General features: G+C 58.4%; 14 protein-coding genes and 3 pseudogenes. 14 read left to right on the top strand and 3 right to left on the bottom strand.

Going from position 1 to position 16,865, the window contains the following annotated elements:
- The first annotated feature begins 148 nt into the window (after positions 1 to 148).
- The 4 genes from iscR (at position 149) to sseB (ending at position 4,541) form a co-directional block, all read left to right on the top strand.
- Positions 149 to 646, top strand: coding sequence for a Fe-S cluster assembly transcriptional regulator IscR (iscR, locus tag SGP1_RS16090; RefSeq protein ID WP_011411594.1), 498 nt, complete (start codon positions 149 to 151; stop codon positions 644 to 646).
- A gap of 47 nt (positions 647 to 693) precedes the next feature.
- A complete protein-coding gene (locus tag SGP1_RS16085) occupies positions 694 to 1,893 on the top strand; it encodes an IscS subfamily cysteine desulfurase (protein ID WP_011411593.1) in 1,200 nt (399 codons plus the stop codon).
- 446 nt (positions 1,894 to 2,339) lie between these two features.
- On the top strand, positions 2,340 to 3,635 hold the full coding sequence (gene pepB, locus SGP1_RS16080) for an aminopeptidase PepB (protein WP_011411592.1): 1,296 nt from the start codon (positions 2,340 to 2,342) through the stop codon (positions 3,633 to 3,635).
- 111 nt (positions 3,636 to 3,746) lie between these two features.
- Positions 3,747 to 4,541: an enhanced serine sensitivity protein SseB gene (sseB, locus tag SGP1_RS16075; protein WP_041867108.1), complete on the top strand. Its 795-nt coding sequence runs from the start codon at positions 3,747 to 3,749 to the stop codon at positions 4,539 to 4,541.
- A gap of 198 nt (positions 4,542 to 4,739) precedes the next feature.
- On the opposite strand, the pseudogene sseA reads toward sseB, so the two are convergent.
- Positions 4,740 to 5,540 (bottom strand): annotated as a pseudogene (gene sseA / locus SGP1_RS27940) (3-mercaptopyruvate sulfurtransferase).
- Positions 5,541 to 5,796: 256 nt separating this feature from the next.
- On the opposite strand from sseA, the gene ndk reads away from it, so the two are divergent.
- The 10 genes and pseudogenes from ndk to SGP1_RS16020 all read left to right on the top strand — a co-directional run bounded on the left by ndk (position 5,797) and on the right by SGP1_RS16020 (position 15,455).
- Positions 5,797 to 6,228 carry a nucleoside-diphosphate kinase gene (ndk, locus tag SGP1_RS16065; protein ID WP_011411588.1) on the top strand — a complete coding sequence of 144 codons (432 nt, stop codon included), beginning with the start codon at positions 5,797 to 5,799 and terminating at the stop codon, positions 6,226 to 6,228.
- 173 nt (positions 6,229 to 6,401) lie between these two features.
- The gene (locus SGP1_RS16060; protein WP_011411587.1) at positions 6,402 to 7,583 is read left to right on the top strand and encodes a bifunctional tRNA (adenosine(37)-C2)-methyltransferase TrmG/ribosomal RNA large subunit methyltransferase RlmN; all 1,182 of its coding nucleotides are present in this window, start codon (positions 6,402 to 6,404) and stop codon (positions 7,581 to 7,583) included.
- A 69-nt stretch (positions 7,584 to 7,652) separates the two neighbouring features.
- A pseudogene (pilW, locus tag SGP1_RS16055) lies at positions 7,653 to 8,364 on the top strand (type IV pilus biogenesis/stability protein PilW).
- 28 nt (positions 8,365 to 8,392) lie between these two features.
- Complete coding sequence (gene rodZ / locus SGP1_RS16050; RefSeq protein ID WP_011411585.1) at positions 8,393 to 9,352, top strand: cytoskeleton protein RodZ; 960 nt, start codon at positions 8,393 to 8,395, stop codon at positions 9,350 to 9,352.
- Positions 9,353 to 9,388: 36 nt separating this feature from the next.
- Positions 9,389 to 10,510 carry a flavodoxin-dependent (E)-4-hydroxy-3-methylbut-2-enyl-diphosphate synthase gene (ispG, locus tag SGP1_RS16045; protein ID WP_011411584.1) on the top strand — a complete coding sequence of 374 codons (1,122 nt, stop codon included), beginning with the start codon at positions 9,389 to 9,391 and terminating at the stop codon, positions 10,508 to 10,510.
- 18 nt (positions 10,511 to 10,528) lie between these two features.
- Complete coding sequence (gene hisS, locus SGP1_RS16040; protein WP_011411583.1) at positions 10,529 to 11,803, top strand: histidine--tRNA ligase; 1,275 nt, start codon at positions 10,529 to 10,531, stop codon at positions 11,801 to 11,803.
- A 13-nt stretch (positions 11,804 to 11,816) separates the two neighbouring features.
- Complete coding sequence (locus tag SGP1_RS16035; RefSeq protein WP_011411582.1) at positions 11,817 to 12,431, top strand: YfgM family protein; 615 nt, start codon at positions 11,817 to 11,819, stop codon at positions 12,429 to 12,431.
- A gap of 10 nt (positions 12,432 to 12,441) precedes the next feature.
- Positions 12,442 to 13,623, top strand: coding sequence for an outer membrane protein assembly factor BamB (gene bamB / locus SGP1_RS16030; protein WP_011411581.1), 1,182 nt, complete (start codon positions 12,442 to 12,444; stop codon positions 13,621 to 13,623).
- 135 nt (positions 13,624 to 13,758) lie between these two features.
- The gene (gene der, locus SGP1_RS16025; RefSeq protein WP_011411580.1) at positions 13,759 to 15,225 is read left to right on the top strand and encodes a ribosome biogenesis GTPase Der; all 1,467 of its coding nucleotides are present in this window, start codon (positions 13,759 to 13,761) and stop codon (positions 15,223 to 15,225) included.
- A gap of 5 nt (positions 15,226 to 15,230) precedes the next feature.
- Positions 15,231 to 15,455 (top strand): zinc ribbon domain-containing protein, encoded by a 225-nt coding sequence (locus tag SGP1_RS16020; protein ID WP_041867107.1) that lies wholly within the window; start codon positions 15,231 to 15,233, stop codon positions 15,453 to 15,455.
- Here SGP1_RS16020 and SGP1_RS16015 read toward each other — a convergent pair.
- Together SGP1_RS16015 and SGP1_RS16010 are read right to left on the bottom strand one after the other, a co-directional pair.
- Positions 15,452 to 15,685 (bottom strand): protealysin inhibitor emfourin, encoded by a 234-nt coding sequence (locus SGP1_RS16015; RefSeq protein ID WP_083765130.1) that lies wholly within the window; start codon positions 15,683 to 15,685, stop codon positions 15,452 to 15,454. The two genes, SGP1_RS16020 and SGP1_RS16015, sit on opposite strands and share 4 nt — an antisense overlap.
- A 46-nt stretch (positions 15,686 to 15,731) precedes the next feature.
- A pseudogene (locus tag SGP1_RS16010) lies at positions 15,732 to 16,621 on the bottom strand (M4 family metallopeptidase).
- Between the last annotated feature and the right edge of the window lie 244 nt (positions 16,622 to 16,865).

Below are 16,865 nucleotides of genomic sequence, written 5' to 3'. Positions count from 1 at the left end.
TGTCGTGATGCTTTCGTGCCTCCGGGCGCAAGAGTGCTTGCCGGCGGAAAGGGAATAAATACTTGAGCAAATTACTCGGTTAAATAGTTGACTATTTTAGTCAGAAATGTCAGACTTTTGCTACGTTATTTTCACCGGTATTCTGATTATGAGACTGACTTCCAAAGGCCGCTATGCGGTCACCGCAATGCTTGATGTCGCCCTCCATTCCGGTAAGGGGCCTGTGCCGCTCGCCGAAATTTCCGAGCGTCAGGGCATTTCCCTTTCCTATTTGGAACAGCTTTTCTCCCGCCTTCGCAAGCATGAGCTGGTGGCCAGCGTGCGGGGACCCGGCGGCGGCTATTTGCTGGGGCGTGACTCTGATCAGATTGCCGTCGGCGCGGTTATCACTGCCGTGGATGAATCCGTAGACGCCACGCGTTGCCAGGGTAAAGAAGGCTGCCAAGGTGGCGACCGCTGCCTGACCCACGTGCTTTGGCGCGATCTCAGCGTGCGCATCAGCGAGTTTCTCAACAACATTACCCTGGCAGAACTGGTCAGTAATGAAGAGATCCTCGATGTCGTCGATCGCCAGGACAACGATACCCGTCGTCCGCTTACCAACGGCCGGCCGCAGGAAACGATTAACGTCAACCTGCACGCTTGAGTACAATAAGGGCATCCGCTGTTATTGATGCCTGGAGTTAATGCTTCATGAAATTACCGATTTATCTTGATTACTCTGCCACTACGCCGGTCGATCCGCGGGTGGCGGGTAAGATGATGCAGCATCTTACGCTGGGCGGTATTTTCGGTAATCCGGCTTCCCGCTCCCACCGTTATGGCTGGCAGGCAGAGGAAGCCGTTGATATTGCCCGTAATCACATCGCCGCCCTGATGGGCGCCGATCCCCGCGAAATCGTTTTCACTTCTGGCGCCACCGAGTCCGATAATCTGGCCCTCAAAGGGGCGGCTCATGCCAGCCGTGCCAAAGGCCGCCACATTATTACCGCCATAACTGAACATAAAGCGGTATTGGACACTTGCCTGCAATTGGAGCAGGAAGGTTTCACTGTCACCAGACTGGTGCCGGCGGCGAACGGTATCGTCACTCCGCAGCAGTTGGGCGATGCGCTACGTGATGATACGATTCTGGTGTCGTTAATGCATGTCAACAATGAAACCGGCGTGATTCAGGACATCGCGGCATTCGGCGATCTGTGTCGTGCCCGCGGGGTGCTTTTCCACGTGGACGCCACCCAAAGCATAGGGAAATTGCCTATCGATCTTACCACGTTGCCGGTGGATCTGATGTCGTTCAGCGGCCACAAAGTGTACGGGCCGAAGGGCATCGGTGGCTTGTTCGTGCGCCGCACGCCGCGGGTGCGGATCGAAGCCCAAATCCACGGCGGCGGCCACGAGCGGGGCATGCGCTCCGGGACGCTGCCGGTACATCAAATTGTCGGGATGGGGGAGGCCTATCACCTCGCGGCGCAGGAGCTGGCGAGCGAAATGCCGCGCCTGAGGGCTTTGCGTGACCGCTTGTGGCAGGGACTGCAACAGATCGGCGGGGTGGCGGTGAATGGCTGTCTAGATCAGAGCGTGGCGACGGTGCTGAATGTCAGCTTTCGCGATGTTGATGGCGAATCGCTTATTATAGCCCTGAAAGATCTGGCGGTATCAACGGGATCTGCCTGCACCTCCGCCAGCCTTAAGCCGTCTTATGTGCTGCGCGCGATGGGGTTGGATGAAGAGCTTTCCCACAGCTCCATCCGCTTCTCTATAGGGCGCTTTACCACTCCTGAAGAAATAGAGTATGCCATCAGTCATACCCGAACGGCCATTGCGCGTCTGCTTGAGGTTGCCCCTCAATGTGCCGCCGGCGCGGTGAACTGGTGCAATGCTAAGCCATAATGCCGACTTACGTAGGTAGCGTTACCGCTCTCCGACTGCGCCAGCGCGTGCGGATAATGACGCCAAGAGACGGCAGCGCTTTTATTCCGCTTTGCCTCAAATAGTCGGCGCCGCCGATCCGCTGAGGAGCGGTTTTCCGTCACCTGTTGTCGCCGTTTTAGCCACCGCGGGCGTTGTCGTTGGGGTTAAACCGCCAACGCAGCGGCACGCGCGGCCAAGATCCTGCGGGGTAAATTTGTCATTTTTCTGTTATCGATTTCAACGACCATAACCCCGCCGCTGCTTTTCCCGACAGTTGCCCGCGCCGGAAGAAAAACTGCTGGCGGCGACCGTGAGGGTCTGGTTAGATGAGCGCAATAGCAGGTGGTCACGAACCGCGATGACACCCTACTGTACCGGATATGTACAGACGGCATTACTACCCTAATTATTGGAGCAGTCTCATGATGACCGAAGCGATGCATCTCACGCTATCTACCGCACCCGCCGACCCGCGCTGGGGTGAAAAAGCGTTATTGAGCGCCGATGAGCGCGGAATGACCATCCATTTGACGGGCGATGATGCGCTAAGCGACATTCAGCGCGCGGGGCGCAAAATCGACGGGCAAGGGATAAAGCAGATTGCGTTGGTGGGAGATGCGTGGGATCTGGCGCGCTGCTGGGCATTCTGGCAAGGCTATCGGTCCCCCAAAGGCGAGCGCCAGGTGACTTGGCCGACGCTGCCCGAAACGGCGCGCAATGAGCTGGACGACCGACTGCAAATCATTGACTGGGTGCGTCATACAATCAATACGCCGGCGGAAGAGCTGGGTCCGGAACAACTGGCGCAGCGCGCGGTGGACATCATGTCTGCCGTGGCTGACGATGCCATCAGCTATCGCATCATGAAAGCCGACGATCTGTTTGATAACCAGTATACGGGGCTGCATACCGTCGGCCGCGGTTCCGATCGCCAACCGGTGTTGTTGACGCTGGACTACAATCCTGGTGGCGATGCGGAGACGCCGGTGCTGGCGTGTCTGGTGGGGAAAGGAATCACCTTCGATACCGGCGGTTACAGCCTGAAAGGCAGCAGCTCCATGGATTCCATGAAGTCTGATATGGGCGGTGCCGCCACGCTGACGGGTGCGCTGGCGCTGGCCATCAGCCGCGGCCTGAACAAACGGGTACGGCTGATTTTGTGCTGTGCCGACAATATGGTGAGCGGCAATGCCTTCAAATTGGGCGATATCATCCGTTATCGCAACGGCAAATCGGTCGAAGTAATGAACACCGACGCTGAAGGCCGCCTGGTATTGGCGGACGGACTTATTGACGCCAGTGCGGCCAAACCGCAGCTGATTATTGACTGCGCCACCCTGACCGGCGCCGCAAAAACCGCGTTGGGCAATGATTATCATGCGTTGTTCAGCTTCGATGACGCTCTGGTGGCGGCGCTGATGCAAAGCGCCAATGAAGAGAATGAACCTTTCTGGCGTCTGCCGCTGGCGGAGTTCCACCGTCAGCATCTGCCGTCCAATTTCGCCGACATGAGCAATTTAGCGGGCAGCGCGCACAGCGTAGGCGCCAGCACCGCCGCGGCGTTCTTATCTCATTTCGTGGAAAATTATCGTCAGGGCTGGCTGCATATCGACTGCTCCGCCACCTACCGTAAAGGCGCGGTGGATCAGTGGTCCGCCGGCGCGACCGGGCTGGGCGTACGCACGCTGGCCAATCTGCTGCTGGCCCAGGCGCAGGACTGATGCCCATGCACGTCGATGCGACTGTCGCCTGGATGCCCGTAACAGCCCGCGCGCGGGTCGACCAACCGTTTGACATGACGGCCGCTCAGGCGGCGACTGGAATTGCAAAGTATGACGTCCTCACAAGATAACGCTCTGGAGGAGGCGCTACAGCGCGCCGCCGGCGAGCCGGCGTATCGCCCGGCTTTTTTCAAGCTGTTGCTGGCGGCGACGGTGTATGTGCCGGGTGAAGCCGGCGATGATTGGATAGCCGGCGCCGTGCGCGACGACGGCGCATCGCCGGTCACGTTGCAGCATTGGGAAAAGCAGTATGGCGGCTCCGCCATCCCCTTTTTTACCTCGGTGTCCGCGCTGGAAAGGGCGGTGACGGGTCCCCAGCCTTTCGTCGCGCTGCCGGTGCGAACATTATTTGCCATGACCGCCGGCGCAGAGCTGTTTCTGAATCCCAAGCTGCCTTACGGCAAGTCCTTCGCGCCCGATGAAGTGGCGGCGCTGTTGAGCAACGACGGTGACGCGTTGACTGAATGGCAGGTTTTGGCAGGGGAAATGCGTATGACCCTCAGCGAGCCTAAGGACATGCCGGTACAGATGGTGGACTCGCTGACCGTCCTATTCGCGCAATATAAACAGGTGCGGCGGGCTTTTCTGGTACAGGTGCGGGACGATGCGGAGCAAGAGCCGCACTGGCTTATCGGCCTGGAATGCGACAGCGATGCCGAAGAGGCCATTCAGGAGACGGGGCAGGTGGCGACCGATACCGCGCCGGACGCGCTGCCGGTGGATATATGCCTGGTGGAGGAGGGCGAGGCGGGCATCAGCCATTATTTCCTCCACCACATTACTCCTTTCTATGAACGGCGCTGGGGCAGCTGGCTACGGTCGGTGAAAGACGCAGGCCGGTCCTGAGTGCTTTTTTAAACGCCGAGGGGGCCGGACCATCGCTTTACGCCGCTGCCAAATAGCATTGGCGGGTGCGTCGCGCCACCGCGACAGCGTGCGTCCGGCGCTTCGCGGTCAAACTCACCAAGGTGCGGCCCTGCGCTTGCGCCGCGATGTCGCCGAGCGTTATTTGGCGTCGGCGATGGGCGTATCGCCACGGGTGCCCTATTCACTCCAGGAGCCGTCATACAAACTGATGTCCTGTGCGCCCAGCGCTGTGAGAGCCAGCACCGCCACCGCCGCGGTGACTCCGGAGCCGCAGCTGGCAACGACCGGCCGCCTCGGATCAATGCTCGCCTGGCGCAGTTGTTCCTCCAGCACCGGCTGGGGCTTTAGCTGCCCATCTTGTACCAGTTGGTCCCAGGGTAAGTTCAGCTGCCGGGGATATGATCGCGCAGCAGGCCGGAGCGGGGCTCCGGCGCATCGCTGTGAAAGCGTGCCGCGGGAGGGGCATCGACAATTTGCGCCGATCCGTCGGTGCTGATACGGCGGATGTCGTCGAGTGAACGCACCCGGTTGGCCTCAATGTGTGGGGTAAAGGTTTGCGGCGCGGGCGCCGGTTGTCCCTCTTCCAGCGGCATGCCGCCAACCGTCCAGCCCTCCCGCCAGCAACGACACCTGCCGGACGCCGCTGGTTTGCAGCATCCACCAGGCGCGCGGGGCAGAAAACAGTGTACCGTCATCGTAGATTACGCCGTGGTGTGTGTTGCTAACACCTAGCGCACCCATATCGCGGGCAAACTGCGCCGGGGAGGTCAGCATATGGGGCAGGGGAGAGGCGCTATCGGACAGGGCCTCGATATCAAAAAATACCGCACCGGGCAGATGACCCGCGCGAAATTCCGCAGCACTTTCGCGCAGCCCTTGATAACCGGGCGGCAGCATGCGCGCGTCAAGAATGCGCACCTGAGGATCATCGAGATGCAGCAGCAGCCATGTTTGGCTAACGAATAACGAATGGGTCATCATAAGCTCCGTCTGGGGTGCGCCGCGCATTGTGCCGGCGCCATTGCATTGCCTGGCATTGTCGGCTTTTTTGCCGTTGGCTTCAAGCCGGGGCGGCGAAGGGATGTCGCCCTCGGTGCGGCGGCGCTTTTTTTAATGAAATGTTATTTTTAAAGGTAGCGGAGCGCTTCGCGCGCCCCTATAATCTGCGCCACTTGCACCGGCCGGCGTAACAGCGAATTAGCGCGGCCATAACAAAAATCACCTAGAGGTTCTTATGACCATTGAACGTACCTTTTCCATTATCAAGCCGAACGCCGTGGCCAAAAACGTCATCGGTGCCATTATCCAGCGTTTTGAAAGCACCGGGCTGACCGTGGTTGGCGCTAAAATGCTCCAGTTGACCCGTGAGCAGGCGGAAGGATTCTATGCCGAACATAAAGGCAAACCGTTCTTCGACAGCCTGGTGGATTTTATGATCTCCGGCCCCATCCTGGTGCAGGTGCTGGAAGGCGAAGACGCCGTGCGCCGCAATCGTGAAATCATGGGCGCCACCAACCTGGCCAATGCTTTAGCCGGCACCCTGCGCGCCGATTATGCTGACAGCTTTACTGAGAACGCGGTACACGGCTCGGATTCCGCTGAATCTGCCGCGCGCGAAATTGCTTATTTCTTTGCCGATGGCGAAGTTTGCACCCGTATTCGCTAATCCTTGCCTCACAACAGGGAAAAAAGGCTTGCTTCACCTTTTAAGCCAGGCAGCTCTGCGCTAAAATCAGTGTCCAACGTGCCCCGGATGAGGTGGTGATCCGCACTCGGCCGGGGCATTTCTTTAATGTATTTCGCGCCATAACGTGTAATAACGAGGCATGCAACAAAATGATGTCTGAACAACTTTTGTCTGAACTTTCACCCGTGGCGGCAACGTCTCCTTCCCCGGCGCCCGCAGCCCAGCAGAAATTGAACCTGCTTGATATGAACCGCCAGCAGCTGCGCGAGTTTTTTTCTTCGATGGGGGAAAAGCCCTTCCGCGCTGATCAGGTAATGAAATGGATCTATCACTATTGCTGCGATGATTTCGATCAGATGACGGACATCAACAAGCATTTGCGCGCCAGGCTGAAAGCGCTGGCGGAAATCCGCGCGCCGGAAGTCGCCGAGGAGCAGCGCTCCGCCGACGGTACCATCAAATGGGCCATCAAGGTGGGCGACCAGCAGGTCGAGACGGTCTACATTCCCGAGGATGATCGCGCCACGCTGTGCGTCTCCTCCCAGGTCGGCTGCGCGCTGCAATGCACTTTCTGCTCCACCGCGCAGCAGGGCTTCAACCGTAATCTCCGGGTGTCGGAAATTATCGGCCAGGTCTGGCGCGCGGCAAAGATCATCGGCGCCGCCAAGGTCACCGGCCAGCGCCCTATCACCAATGTGGTAATGATGGGCATGGGCGAGCCACTGCTCAATCTCACCAACGTGGTGCCGGCGATGGAGATTATGTTGGACGATTTCGGCTTCGGGCTGTCCAAGCGGCGCGTCACGTTGTCCACCTCCGGCGTCGTGCCGGCCCTGGAGAAGCTCGGCGACATGATAGACGTGGCGCTGGCGATTTCGCTCCATGCGCCAAACGATACGATTCGCGACGAAATTGTGCCGATTAACCGCAAATACAATATCGAGACTTTCCTGTCGGCGGTGCGCTGTTATCTTGACAAGTCCAACGCCAATAAGGGCCGCGTGACCGTGGAGTACGTGATGCTCGATCACATCAACGACGGAACCGAGCACGCACATCAACTGGCGGCATGTTTGAAATATACGCCGTGCAAGATTAACCTTATTCCCTGGAACCCGTTTCCCGGCGCCCCCTACGGCCGCAGTTCCAATAGCCGGGTGGATCGCTTCGCCAAGGTGCTGATGGGCTACGAGTTCACGACCATCGTACGTAAAACGCGCGGCGACGATATCGATGCCGCCTGTGGGCAACTGGCGGGAGAGGTGATCGACCGCACCAAGCGTACCCTGCGTAAACGTATGAACGGTGAATCGATTGAGGTAAAGGCGGTCTGATGGCAAGCGCTGGCGCTGGCCTTTGACCCACCACGTTAACGGAAATAGCGTAACGATAAGGGAGCCGGCATGAAGCTGATTCGGATGGGTGGAGTCGTAATTATCATCGCTCTGGTGGGCGGTTGCGCCGGTGAAAGCTGGCAGGCGCAGCGCGACGGCGGGCCGTTGCCGCAGTCCGCACCTACGCGCTTGCAACTGGGGATGGCCTATCTGGTGGCGGGTAATCTAGATGCTGCCCGGCAGAATCTGTCAATGGCGGTGAAAGCCGCGCCCGACGATTACCGGACCCAGCTCGGGATGGCGCAGTATGAACAGCGGATTGGTGAAACCGCCGTCGCAGAGAATCGCTACCGCCTGGCCCTGAAACTGGCGCCGCAAAATAGCGAAGTTCTGAATAATTACGGTGCGTTTTTATGTGGTTTAGGGCAGTATGTACCGGCGCAACAGCAGTTTTCCGCGGCTGCGCAATCGGCGGATTACGGCGAGGCTGTCGATAGTCTGGAGAGCGCCGGCTACTGTTTTTTTCAAGTCAGGGGACGGCGCACAGGCGCGTTCCTTGATCGCGCGCACTCCTGAAAAAGGCGTGGCACTGGTATTTGAAGCGAACCGGCAATTAACGGCGGGTCGCGCTGACAGAGCGCAGCGGCTTTTGGATATTTATCAACATGTGCTTCCGGCCAGCGCCGAAAGTTTATGGTTACAGATTCGTTTCGCTGCGTTAGCCAACCGGCCGAATGACGTGTAACGTTATGGCACGCGGCTTGCGCGAAGTTTTCCATAATCCGAACAGTACCAGCAATTCCTAGCTAATGAATACTGAAGCCCTGCAAGATCAAGCACCAACCACGACGGGCGGACGCCTGCGTCAAGCCCGCGAAAATATGGGATTAAGCCAGCAGGCGGTGGCCGAGCGGCTGTGCCTGAAGGTCTCCACCGTGCGGGATATCGAAGACGATCACGTCAATCCCAACCTCTCCTCAACGTTCCTACGCGGCTATATTCGCTCTTATGCGCGCCTGGTGGATATTTCTGAAGAAGAACTGACGCCGATGATGGCCAAACAGGTGCCGATAAAGGCCTCGAAGGTAGCGCCGATGCAGAGCTTCTCGCTGGGCAAAACCCGCAAGAAACGCGATGGCTGGCTGATGGGGTCCACCTGGCTTATCCTGTTTGTGGTGATTGGTCTGACGGGCGCCTGGTGGTGGCAAAATCATCAGGCCCAGCAGCAGGATATCGCCAACATGGCCGATCAATCCTCCGCCCAGTTATCGCGTGGGGATGATGCCACGTTGGTCCCGTTTGGCGACGGCGCGGACGACGTCGGTCAGCCGCCGGCGGATCAACCGGCCGACGCGGATGCCGGTGTGCCGGCTGCGGCGCCGTCTTCATCACCCGCAAGCGCGGCGCCCGCCCCGGATATCGCCGGCCAGACCGCCGGCCGCACGTTGCCAGTGCCGGCGACGGTTAGCCCCTCCGCGCCGACAACGTCCGCCGCACCGGAGACCGGCGCCGCTGATGCCGACGGCAACGCGCTGGTGATGAATTTTACCGGCGACTGTTGGCTGGAGGTGTTCGATGCTGGCGGCAAGAAACTGTTCAGCGGTATTCAGCATAGCGGCGCCAGGCTGAATCTCACCGGCCAGGCACCGTACAAATTAAAAATCGGCGCCCCTGCCGCAGTGCAGGTTCATTACCAGGGCAAGCCGGTGGATCTGAGCCGGTTCATCCGGTCAAATCAGGTTGCGCGACTGACCGTAGCCGCCCAGTAAAGAGTTAAGCCAGTCGGCAAGGTTGGAGAAAGTTCAATGCATAATTCCGCACCCATAACCCGTCGAAAATCGAAACGTATTTACGTCGGCAAGGTGCTGGTGGGTGACGGCGCCCCCATCGCGGTACAGTCAATGACCAACACCTGTACCACCGATGTCGCGGCGACGGTGCAACAGATACAGGCGCTGGAGCGCGTCGGTGTTGATATCGTACGCGTATCGGTGCCCACCATGGACGCCGCCGAAGCGTTCAAACTTATCAAACAGCAGGTCGCTGTTCCGCTGGTGGCGGATATCCATTTCGATTATCGCATCGCGTTGAAAGTTGCCGAATATGGCGTTGACTGTTTGCGTATCAATCCCGGCAACATCGGCAATGAGGGGCGTATCCGTTCCGTGGTGGATTGCGCGCGCGATAACAATATCCCGATTCGCATCGGCGTTAACGCTGGCTCCCTTGAGCGCGATCTGCAGGAAAAGTATGGCGAACCCACGCCGGAGGCCCTGTTGGAATCGGCCATGCGCCATGTGGATATCCTTGACCGGCTCAATTTCGATACGTTCAAGGTCAGCGTGAAAGCTTCCGACGTGTTCCTGGCGGTGCAATCCTACCGCCTTTTGGCCTCGCGTATCGATCAGCCGCTGCATCTGGGTATTACCGAGGCCGGCGGCGCCCGCAGCGGGGCGGTGAAATCGGCGATTGGTCTTGGCCTGCTATTAAGCGAAGGCATCGGCGATACGCTGCGCATCTCGCTGGCGGCGGATCCGGTAGAGGAAGTAAAGGTCGGTTTCGATATTTTGAAGTCGCTGCGTATTCGCGCCCGCGGCATCAACTTCATTGCCTGCCCGACGTGTTCGCGTCAGGAGTTTGATGTTATCGGCACCGTCAATGCCCTGGAGCAGCGGCTGGAGGACATCGTCACGCCAATGGATGTCTCCATCATTGGTTGTGTAGTGAATGGTCCCGGCGAAGCGCTGGTGTCCACGCTGGGTGTGACCGGCGGCCATAACAAAAGCGGCTACTATGAAGACGGCGTTCGCCAGCGCGAGCGTTTCGATAACGAACTGATGATCGACCAATTAGAGGCCCGTATTCGCGCGAAAGCGGCGATGCTGGACGAGAATAATCGCATCACGGTCAATCTGATAGAAAAATAACACAGGTAGAGATTCGACATGGCAAAGAACATCCAGGCCATTCGCGGCATGAACGACTATTTGCCGGAAGAGACGGCATTCTGGCAGTGCGTGGAAGGGACACTTAAAAACGTGCTGGCCAGCTACGGCTACAGTGAAATCCGCCTGCCGATCGTCGAGCAGACCCCGCTGTTCCAGCGGGCTATCGGTGAAGTTACCGATGTAGTGGAAAAAGAGATGTATACCTTCGCCGATCGCAACGGCGACAGCCTGACCCTGCGTCCGGAGGGCACCGCCGGCTGCGTGCGCGCCGGTATTGAACACGGTTTGCTGTACAATCAGGAACAGCGGTTGTGGTATGTGGGGCCGATGTTTCGCTATGAGCGTCCACAGAAAGGCCGCTACCGTCAGTTCCACCAGATGGGTGCCGAGGTATTTGGTCAACAGGGACCGGATGTTGACGCCGAGCTTATTCTGCTGACCGCCCGCTGGTGGCGTGCGCTGGGTATCCAGGAACATGTGGCGCTGGAGCTGAATTCCATCGGTTCGCTGGAGGCGTGCGCGCGCTACCGCGAGGCGCTGGTCGCGTTTTTGCGCCAGCATGAAGACCGCCTGGATGAAGATTGCCGCCGTCGCATGCATACCAATCCAATGCGGGTATTGGACACGAAAAACCCCGATATTCAGGTGCTGCTCAACGACGCACCGGTTCTGACCGATTACCTTGATGACGATTCCCAGGCCCACTTTTCCGGTCTGTGTGAACTTTTAGACCTGGCCGGCATCCCATATACGGTTAATCCGCGTTTGGTGCGCGGCCTGGATTATTACAACCGGACGGTTTTCGAGTGGGTAACCACCCGTTTGGGGTCGCAGGGCACCGTTTGCGGCGGCGGCCGCTACGATGGGCTGGTGGAACAGCTGGGCGGTCGCGCCACCCCCGCCGTGGGTTTCGCGATGGGGCTGGAGCGGCTGGTGCTGCTGGTGCAGGCGGTCAACCCGGATTTCGCCGCCGCAGCGCGTGTGGATGCTTATCTGGTGGCGGCCGGGGACGGCGTGCAGCGTGAGGCGCTGCGGCTGGCGGAGCAGTTGCGTGACGAGCTGTCTTCCCTGCGGCTGATGACCAATTACGGCGGCGGCAGCTTTAAAAAGCAGTTTGGCCGTGCCGACAAGCACGGCGCCCGCATCGCGCTGGTTCTCGGAGAAAGCGAAGCGGCGGCGGGACAAGTAGTGGTGAAGGATTTGGCCACGGGTAACCAGGAAACGCTGGCGCAGAGCGATGTCGCCGCGCGGCTGGCATCGATTTTAGGTTAAGGAGAGGTACACCGTGGAAGTCTACAGCACTGATAACGAACAGCGCGATGCGCTGCGCCGTTTCTTTGTCGATAACGGCAAGGCGCTGGCGATAGGCGTCGTGCTCGGCGTTGGAGCTCTGGTGGGCTGGCGTTACTGGCATAATCACCATAACGACGCGATGATGGCGGCATCAAGCGCCTGGCAGCCGGTGAACGCCGGCCTGAGCGGCCAGGCGGCCCAGCCGCAGCTGGACGCCGCGCAGCATTTTGCCGACGCCAACGATAACAACTATGGCGCGCTAACCTCGATGGGGCTGGCGCGGCAATTCGCCGAGCGGGGCGATTTCCCCGCCGCGGAGAAGCAGTTGCAAAAAGCGCTTGGCCAGACCCGCGAGGCCAATCTGCAATCGCTTATCAATCTGCGGCTGGCGCGCGTGCAGCTGCAGCAGAAAAACGTGGATGGCGCATTGAAAACCCTCGACGGCGTGAAGGATCAGGGATGGACGGCGCTAGCGGAGGATACCCGTGGCGATGCGCAGGTGATCAAAGGCGATCAACAGGCCGCCCGTACCGCCTATGAAAAAGCGTTGCAGTCCGGCGCGCCGCAGGCGCTGGTGCGCATGAAACTGAATAATCTGTCCAGCTGAGAGGGACCCCATGCAATTGCGTAAGACGATGTTTGTAGGACTGTTATCGGTCACCCTGCTCAGCGGGTGCTCGTGGTTCAGCGGCGAGGAAGACGTAGTGACCATGTCGCCGCTGCCCAAAGTGGACAACCAGTTTCAGCCGACGACGGTATGGAGCCGCTCGGTCGGTAGCGGTTCCGGCGAATTCTATTCCAACTTGCACCCCGCCTGGCAAGACGACCGCGTATTTGCGGCGGATCGTCGTGGTGTTGTTAAAGCGCTCGATGCGGACAGCGGCAAAGAGATTTGGTCGACCAACCTTTCCATCCATACCGGCTTCTTCTCACGCAATCGTCCGGCGCAGCTCTCCGGCGGCGTGGCGGCGGCGGGCTCGCGGGTTTACATGGGCAGCGAACTGGCCAAGGTTTATGCGCTTGACGCGCAGGACGGCAGCGTCGCCTGGGAAACGACGGTTGCCGGCGAGGCCCTGTCTACGCCGGTGCTTAGCGATGGCGTGGTGCTGATCCATACCAGCAACGGCATTCTACAGGCCCTAAACGAGGCCGACGGCGCGGTAAAATGGACCGTCAACTTTGATGTGCCGCCGCTTACGCTGCGCGGTGAATCCTCGCCGACGACGGCGTTTGGCGCCGCGATCGTGGGCGGTGATAACGGCCGGGTCAGTGCGGTCATGATCAATCAGGGCCAGCTGATTTGGCAGCAGCGCATCTCGCAGCCGAGCGGTGCCACCGAAATCGCCCGGATCAACGATGTGCAAACCACGCCGGTCGTGGTTAACGGCGTCGTGTACGCCCTGGCCTATAACGGCAACCTTGCGGCGCTGGATCTGAGCTCCGGCCAGGTGATGTGGTCGCGGGAAATCGGTTCCGTAACCAATCTGCTGGTGGACGGCGGCCGGATTTACCTGGTGGATCAAAATGACCGCGTTATTGCGGTGGACACCCAGGGCGGCGTCATCCTTTGGCGTCAGAGCGAGCTGCTGCACCGTAACCTGACCTCGCCGGTGCTGTATAATGGCTACATTGTCACCGGTGACTCGGAAGGCTACCTGCATTGGATTAACACCGATGATGGCCGCTTCGTCGCTCAGCAAAAAGTGGATAGCGCCGGCCTTCTGGCGGCCCCTATCGTTGCCGGCGATAAACTTATTGTGCAGGCAAAAAATGGCGAGGTTTACGCCATTACCCGCTAAGGCGTGCTATCATCCGGCGCCGGTAGCCGGATATGCGCTTCCCGCAACGGCTCCTGACATGTTCAGGAGCCGTTTTGTCTTATATAATCGGTCCTGTTTCGTCTTTGCCGTTTTTAACCTGATGAGGTTGTAATAATGATACCTGTCGTCGCGCTGGTCGGGCGCCCGAATGTAGGAAAATCCACTCTCTTTAATCGACTAACGCGCACTCGTGATGCGCTGGTGGCGGATTTTCCGGGGCTGACGCGTGACCGCAAGTATTGTCGTGCCGAATGGGAAGGCCATGAGTTTATCGTTATTGATACCGGCGGTATTGATGGCACTGAGGAAGGGGTGGAAACCCGCATGGCCGGTCAGTCGCTGGTGGCGATTGAAGAGGCCGACATTGTGTTGTTCATGGTAGATGGACGCGCCGGGCTGATGGCGGCCGATAAAGGTATTGCCAGGCATCTGCGCAGCCGCGAGAAAACCACGGTGATTGTCGCCAATAAAACCGACGGGATCGATGCCGACAGCGCGGTGGGGGATTTTTATTCCCTGGGCATGGGCGAGATAGTCCCTATTGCCGCCTCGCACGGGCGCGGCATCAACAGCCTGTTGGAGCAGGTTTTGTTGCCGCTGGTGAGCGATGGTTTGGCGGAGGCGGAGGACGAATTTGCGCCCTGGCCTGACGACGAGGCAGAGGTGCTGGCGCGGGAAGAAGAAGAGGAGCCTTTTGATCCTCAATCGTTGCCGATAAAGCTTGCGATCGTCGGGCGTCCCAACGTGGGTAAATCCACGCTCACCAACCGCATTCTCGGCGAAGAGCGTGTGGTGGTCTATGACATGCCCGGCACTACCCGCGACAGCATATATATTCCCATGGTACGTGACGAGCGGGAGTATGTCCTGATCGATACCGCCGGCGTGCGCAAGCGTGGCAAGGTCACGGAAACCGTGGAGAAATTCTCTGTGATCAAAACGCTGCAGGCTATCGAAGATGCCAATGTCGTATTGCTGGTCATCGACGCCCGTGAAGGCATTTCCGATCAGGATTTGTCGCTGCTGGGCTTTATCCTCAACAGTGGCCGCTCGCTGGTCATTGCGGTCAATAAATGGGATGGTCTGTCCAGCGAGACGCGTGACGAAGTGAAAGAGGCGCTGGATCATCGTCTTGGTTTTATCGATTTTGCCCGCGTGCATTTCATCTCTGCCCTGCACGGCAGTGGCGTCGGCAATCTGTTTGAATCGGTGAATGAAGCCTACCAATGCGCCACCAAGCGGGTGAGCACTGCGCTATTGACGCGCATCATGCGCATGGCGGTTGATGAACATCAACCGCCGCTGGTGCGCGGTCGGCGCGTTAAACCCAAATATGCCCATGCCGGTGGCTACAATCCTCCGATTGTGGTGATCCACGGCACACAGGTTAAAGATTTGCCGGATACCTATAAGCGCTATCTGATGAATTATTTCCGCCGCTCGCTGGGGATTATGGGTACGCCGATTCGCATCCAGTTCAACGAGGGCGCCAACCCCTTCGCCGGGCGGCGCAATACCTTGACACCGACGCAGCTGCGTAAACGCAAGCGGCTGATGAGTCATATCAAGAAAAACAAATAAGCGTGATGGACATGGCACACTGTGAGATTTGCCAACAGCCGCTGGTTACCGCGGGCAATAAGCTGCATTGTCCCGCCTGCGGGCAAGACTATCGTGAGTCTGCGCGTTGCCCCGATTGCGGGCAGCCGCTTGAGATCCTGAAAGCCTGCGGTGCGGTGGATTATTTTTGCCCCCATGGCAATGGCCTCATCGCTAAAAAACGGGTGACGCTGTCGCTCGTCACCTTCTAGGACGGGTAATGCGGTGCTGGAGGTTCATCCTCCAATTGCCCGTGTCGCCATAAAGCCTGCAGCTCGGTCGGCGCGCGGTTGATTAGAGCGCATAACCGTTCGCGTTTTGGCGCTGGCAAATCCCCCAGCACGAAGCGCTGCTGATCCGCCAGCGCAGGGATAAAAGCGAAACCGCCCTCCCGCGATAGCGCAATCACGGTATGGTTATTCAAAACAGGTGATCTGCCCATGCTGTCCTCCCGAGGGCGCAGCGACATTTTCCGCCGAACCGCCCCCTTATGTTAAGACACCTACCTGCCGCCAGGCGTTGTAGACAGCCTCGCCGATTTTTGCATCAAATTGCTCTGTAGCGTGACTTACGGTCAATCTCGCGAAATCAGCAAAACTGGCGTTCTGCAGCAGTTTTTTATCCGTCAGCGTAGCATACAAATGGTGCCGGCCTTTTCCCAGGCATTGCCTCCCAGAGCGATAGCCGTCAGGTAGAACGCACGATTGGGGATGCCCGAATTAATATGGACGCCGCCATTATCTTCGCGGGTGTGGACGAAGCCGACCATGTCTGCCGGCTGCGGATCTTTGCCCAGCACCGGATCGTCATAGGCGGTGCCGGTTGCCGGCATCGAGCGCAGCCCGTCGCCGTGAATGCCGTCTGCCAACAAACCCGCACCGATAAGCCAGTCCGCCTGCTGCGCAGTTTGTTGCAAATGGTATTGTTTCACTAGGGAACCAAAGACATCGGATAGCGATTCATTCAGCGATCCCACCTGTTCAAAGTAAATCAAATTGGCTTCATGTTCCGTTACGCCATGGGCCAACTCGTGCACCACGACATCAAGCGCAATAGTGAAACGGCTAAAGATCTCACCATCGTCATCGCCGAACACCATTGGTTCCCCATCCCAGAAGGCGTTTTGGTAAGCACTACTGTAATGGACGGTACCGGCCAGCGGCAATCCCTTAGCATCCAGCGAATTACGCTGAAATACCCGCCAATAAAAATCGTGAGTGATGCCTAAATAGTCATAGGCTTCATTCACCACCACATCTTTTCCCGGCGGTTGCGCGTGCAAGTAATGCGCAACCGCCGGCGTGCGGCCCATCAGGTTATGCACGTGAGTAAGGGTATGGCGCGCAAACAGGTGCTGATGCTCATTCCCTTTTTCCATAATGCGTTTTAAAAGGTAAGGGGGGAATTACGCTGGCAAAACGCGGGTTGCTGATGTCCGTCAACAAACCTCCTGCGTCTGGAGAAAGGATCCCGCCGCCGTAGCAGGAAGCTCGGAGGGAAAGCGCATATTTAATTATAATTGTAAATTAATTTATAATATATATTTATTATTATTTTTATTTTAGTTATGTGTAAGAATTGGCTTGAGGCCGGTGCATCGGCAGCGCACGCCTAGCGGCGGC

This window comes from Sodalis glossinidius str. 'morsitans' (assembly GCF_000010085.1).
In the GTDB taxonomy this organism is placed as follows: Bacteria; Pseudomonadota; Gammaproteobacteria; order Enterobacterales; family Enterobacteriaceae; genus Sodalis; species Sodalis glossinidius.
Note: the sequence above shows the minus strand (reverse complement) of the source record. Positions and strands in the feature narration are given on the sequence as shown.

What these genes read in the sequence shown, in the direction of transcription:
- iscR (WP_011411594.1), top strand. Translation starts at nt 149, where the DNA reads ATGAGACTGACTTCCAAAGGCCGCTATGCGGTCACCGCAATGCTTGAT.
- SGP1_RS16085 (WP_011411593.1), top strand. Translation starts at nt 694, where the DNA reads ATGAAATTACCGATTTATCTTGATTACTCTGCCACTACGCCGGTCGAT.
- pepB (WP_011411592.1), top strand. Translation starts at nt 2,340, where the DNA reads ATGACCGAAGCGATGCATCTCACGCTATCTACCGCACCCGCCGACCCG.
- sseB (WP_041867108.1), top strand. Translation starts at nt 3,747, where the DNA reads ATGACGTCCTCACAAGATAACGCTCTGGAGGAGGCGCTACAGCGCGCC.
- ndk (WP_011411588.1), top strand. Translation starts at nt 5,797, where the DNA reads ATGACCATTGAACGTACCTTTTCCATTATCAAGCCGAACGCCGTGGCC.
- SGP1_RS16060 (WP_011411587.1), top strand. Translation starts at nt 6,402, where the DNA reads ATGTCTGAACAACTTTTGTCTGAACTTTCACCCGTGGCGGCAACGTCT.
- rodZ (WP_011411585.1), top strand. Translation starts at nt 8,393, where the DNA reads ATGAATACTGAAGCCCTGCAAGATCAAGCACCAACCACGACGGGCGGA.
- ispG (WP_011411584.1), top strand. Translation starts at nt 9,389, where the DNA reads ATGCATAATTCCGCACCCATAACCCGTCGAAAATCGAAACGTATTTAC.
- hisS (WP_011411583.1), top strand. Translation starts at nt 10,529, where the DNA reads ATGGCAAAGAACATCCAGGCCATTCGCGGCATGAACGACTATTTGCCG.
- bamB (WP_011411581.1), top strand. Translation starts at nt 12,442, where the DNA reads ATGCAATTGCGTAAGACGATGTTTGTAGGACTGTTATCGGTCACCCTG.
- der (WP_011411580.1), top strand. Translation starts at nt 13,759, where the DNA reads ATGATACCTGTCGTCGCGCTGGTCGGGCGCCCGAATGTAGGAAAATCC.
- SGP1_RS16020 (WP_041867107.1), top strand. Translation starts at nt 15,231, where the DNA reads ATGGACATGGCACACTGTGAGATTTGCCAACAGCCGCTGGTTACCGCG.
- SGP1_RS16015 (WP_083765130.1), bottom strand. Translation starts at nt 15,685, where the DNA reads ATGGGCAGATCACCTGTTTTGAATAACCATACCGTGATTGCGCTATCG.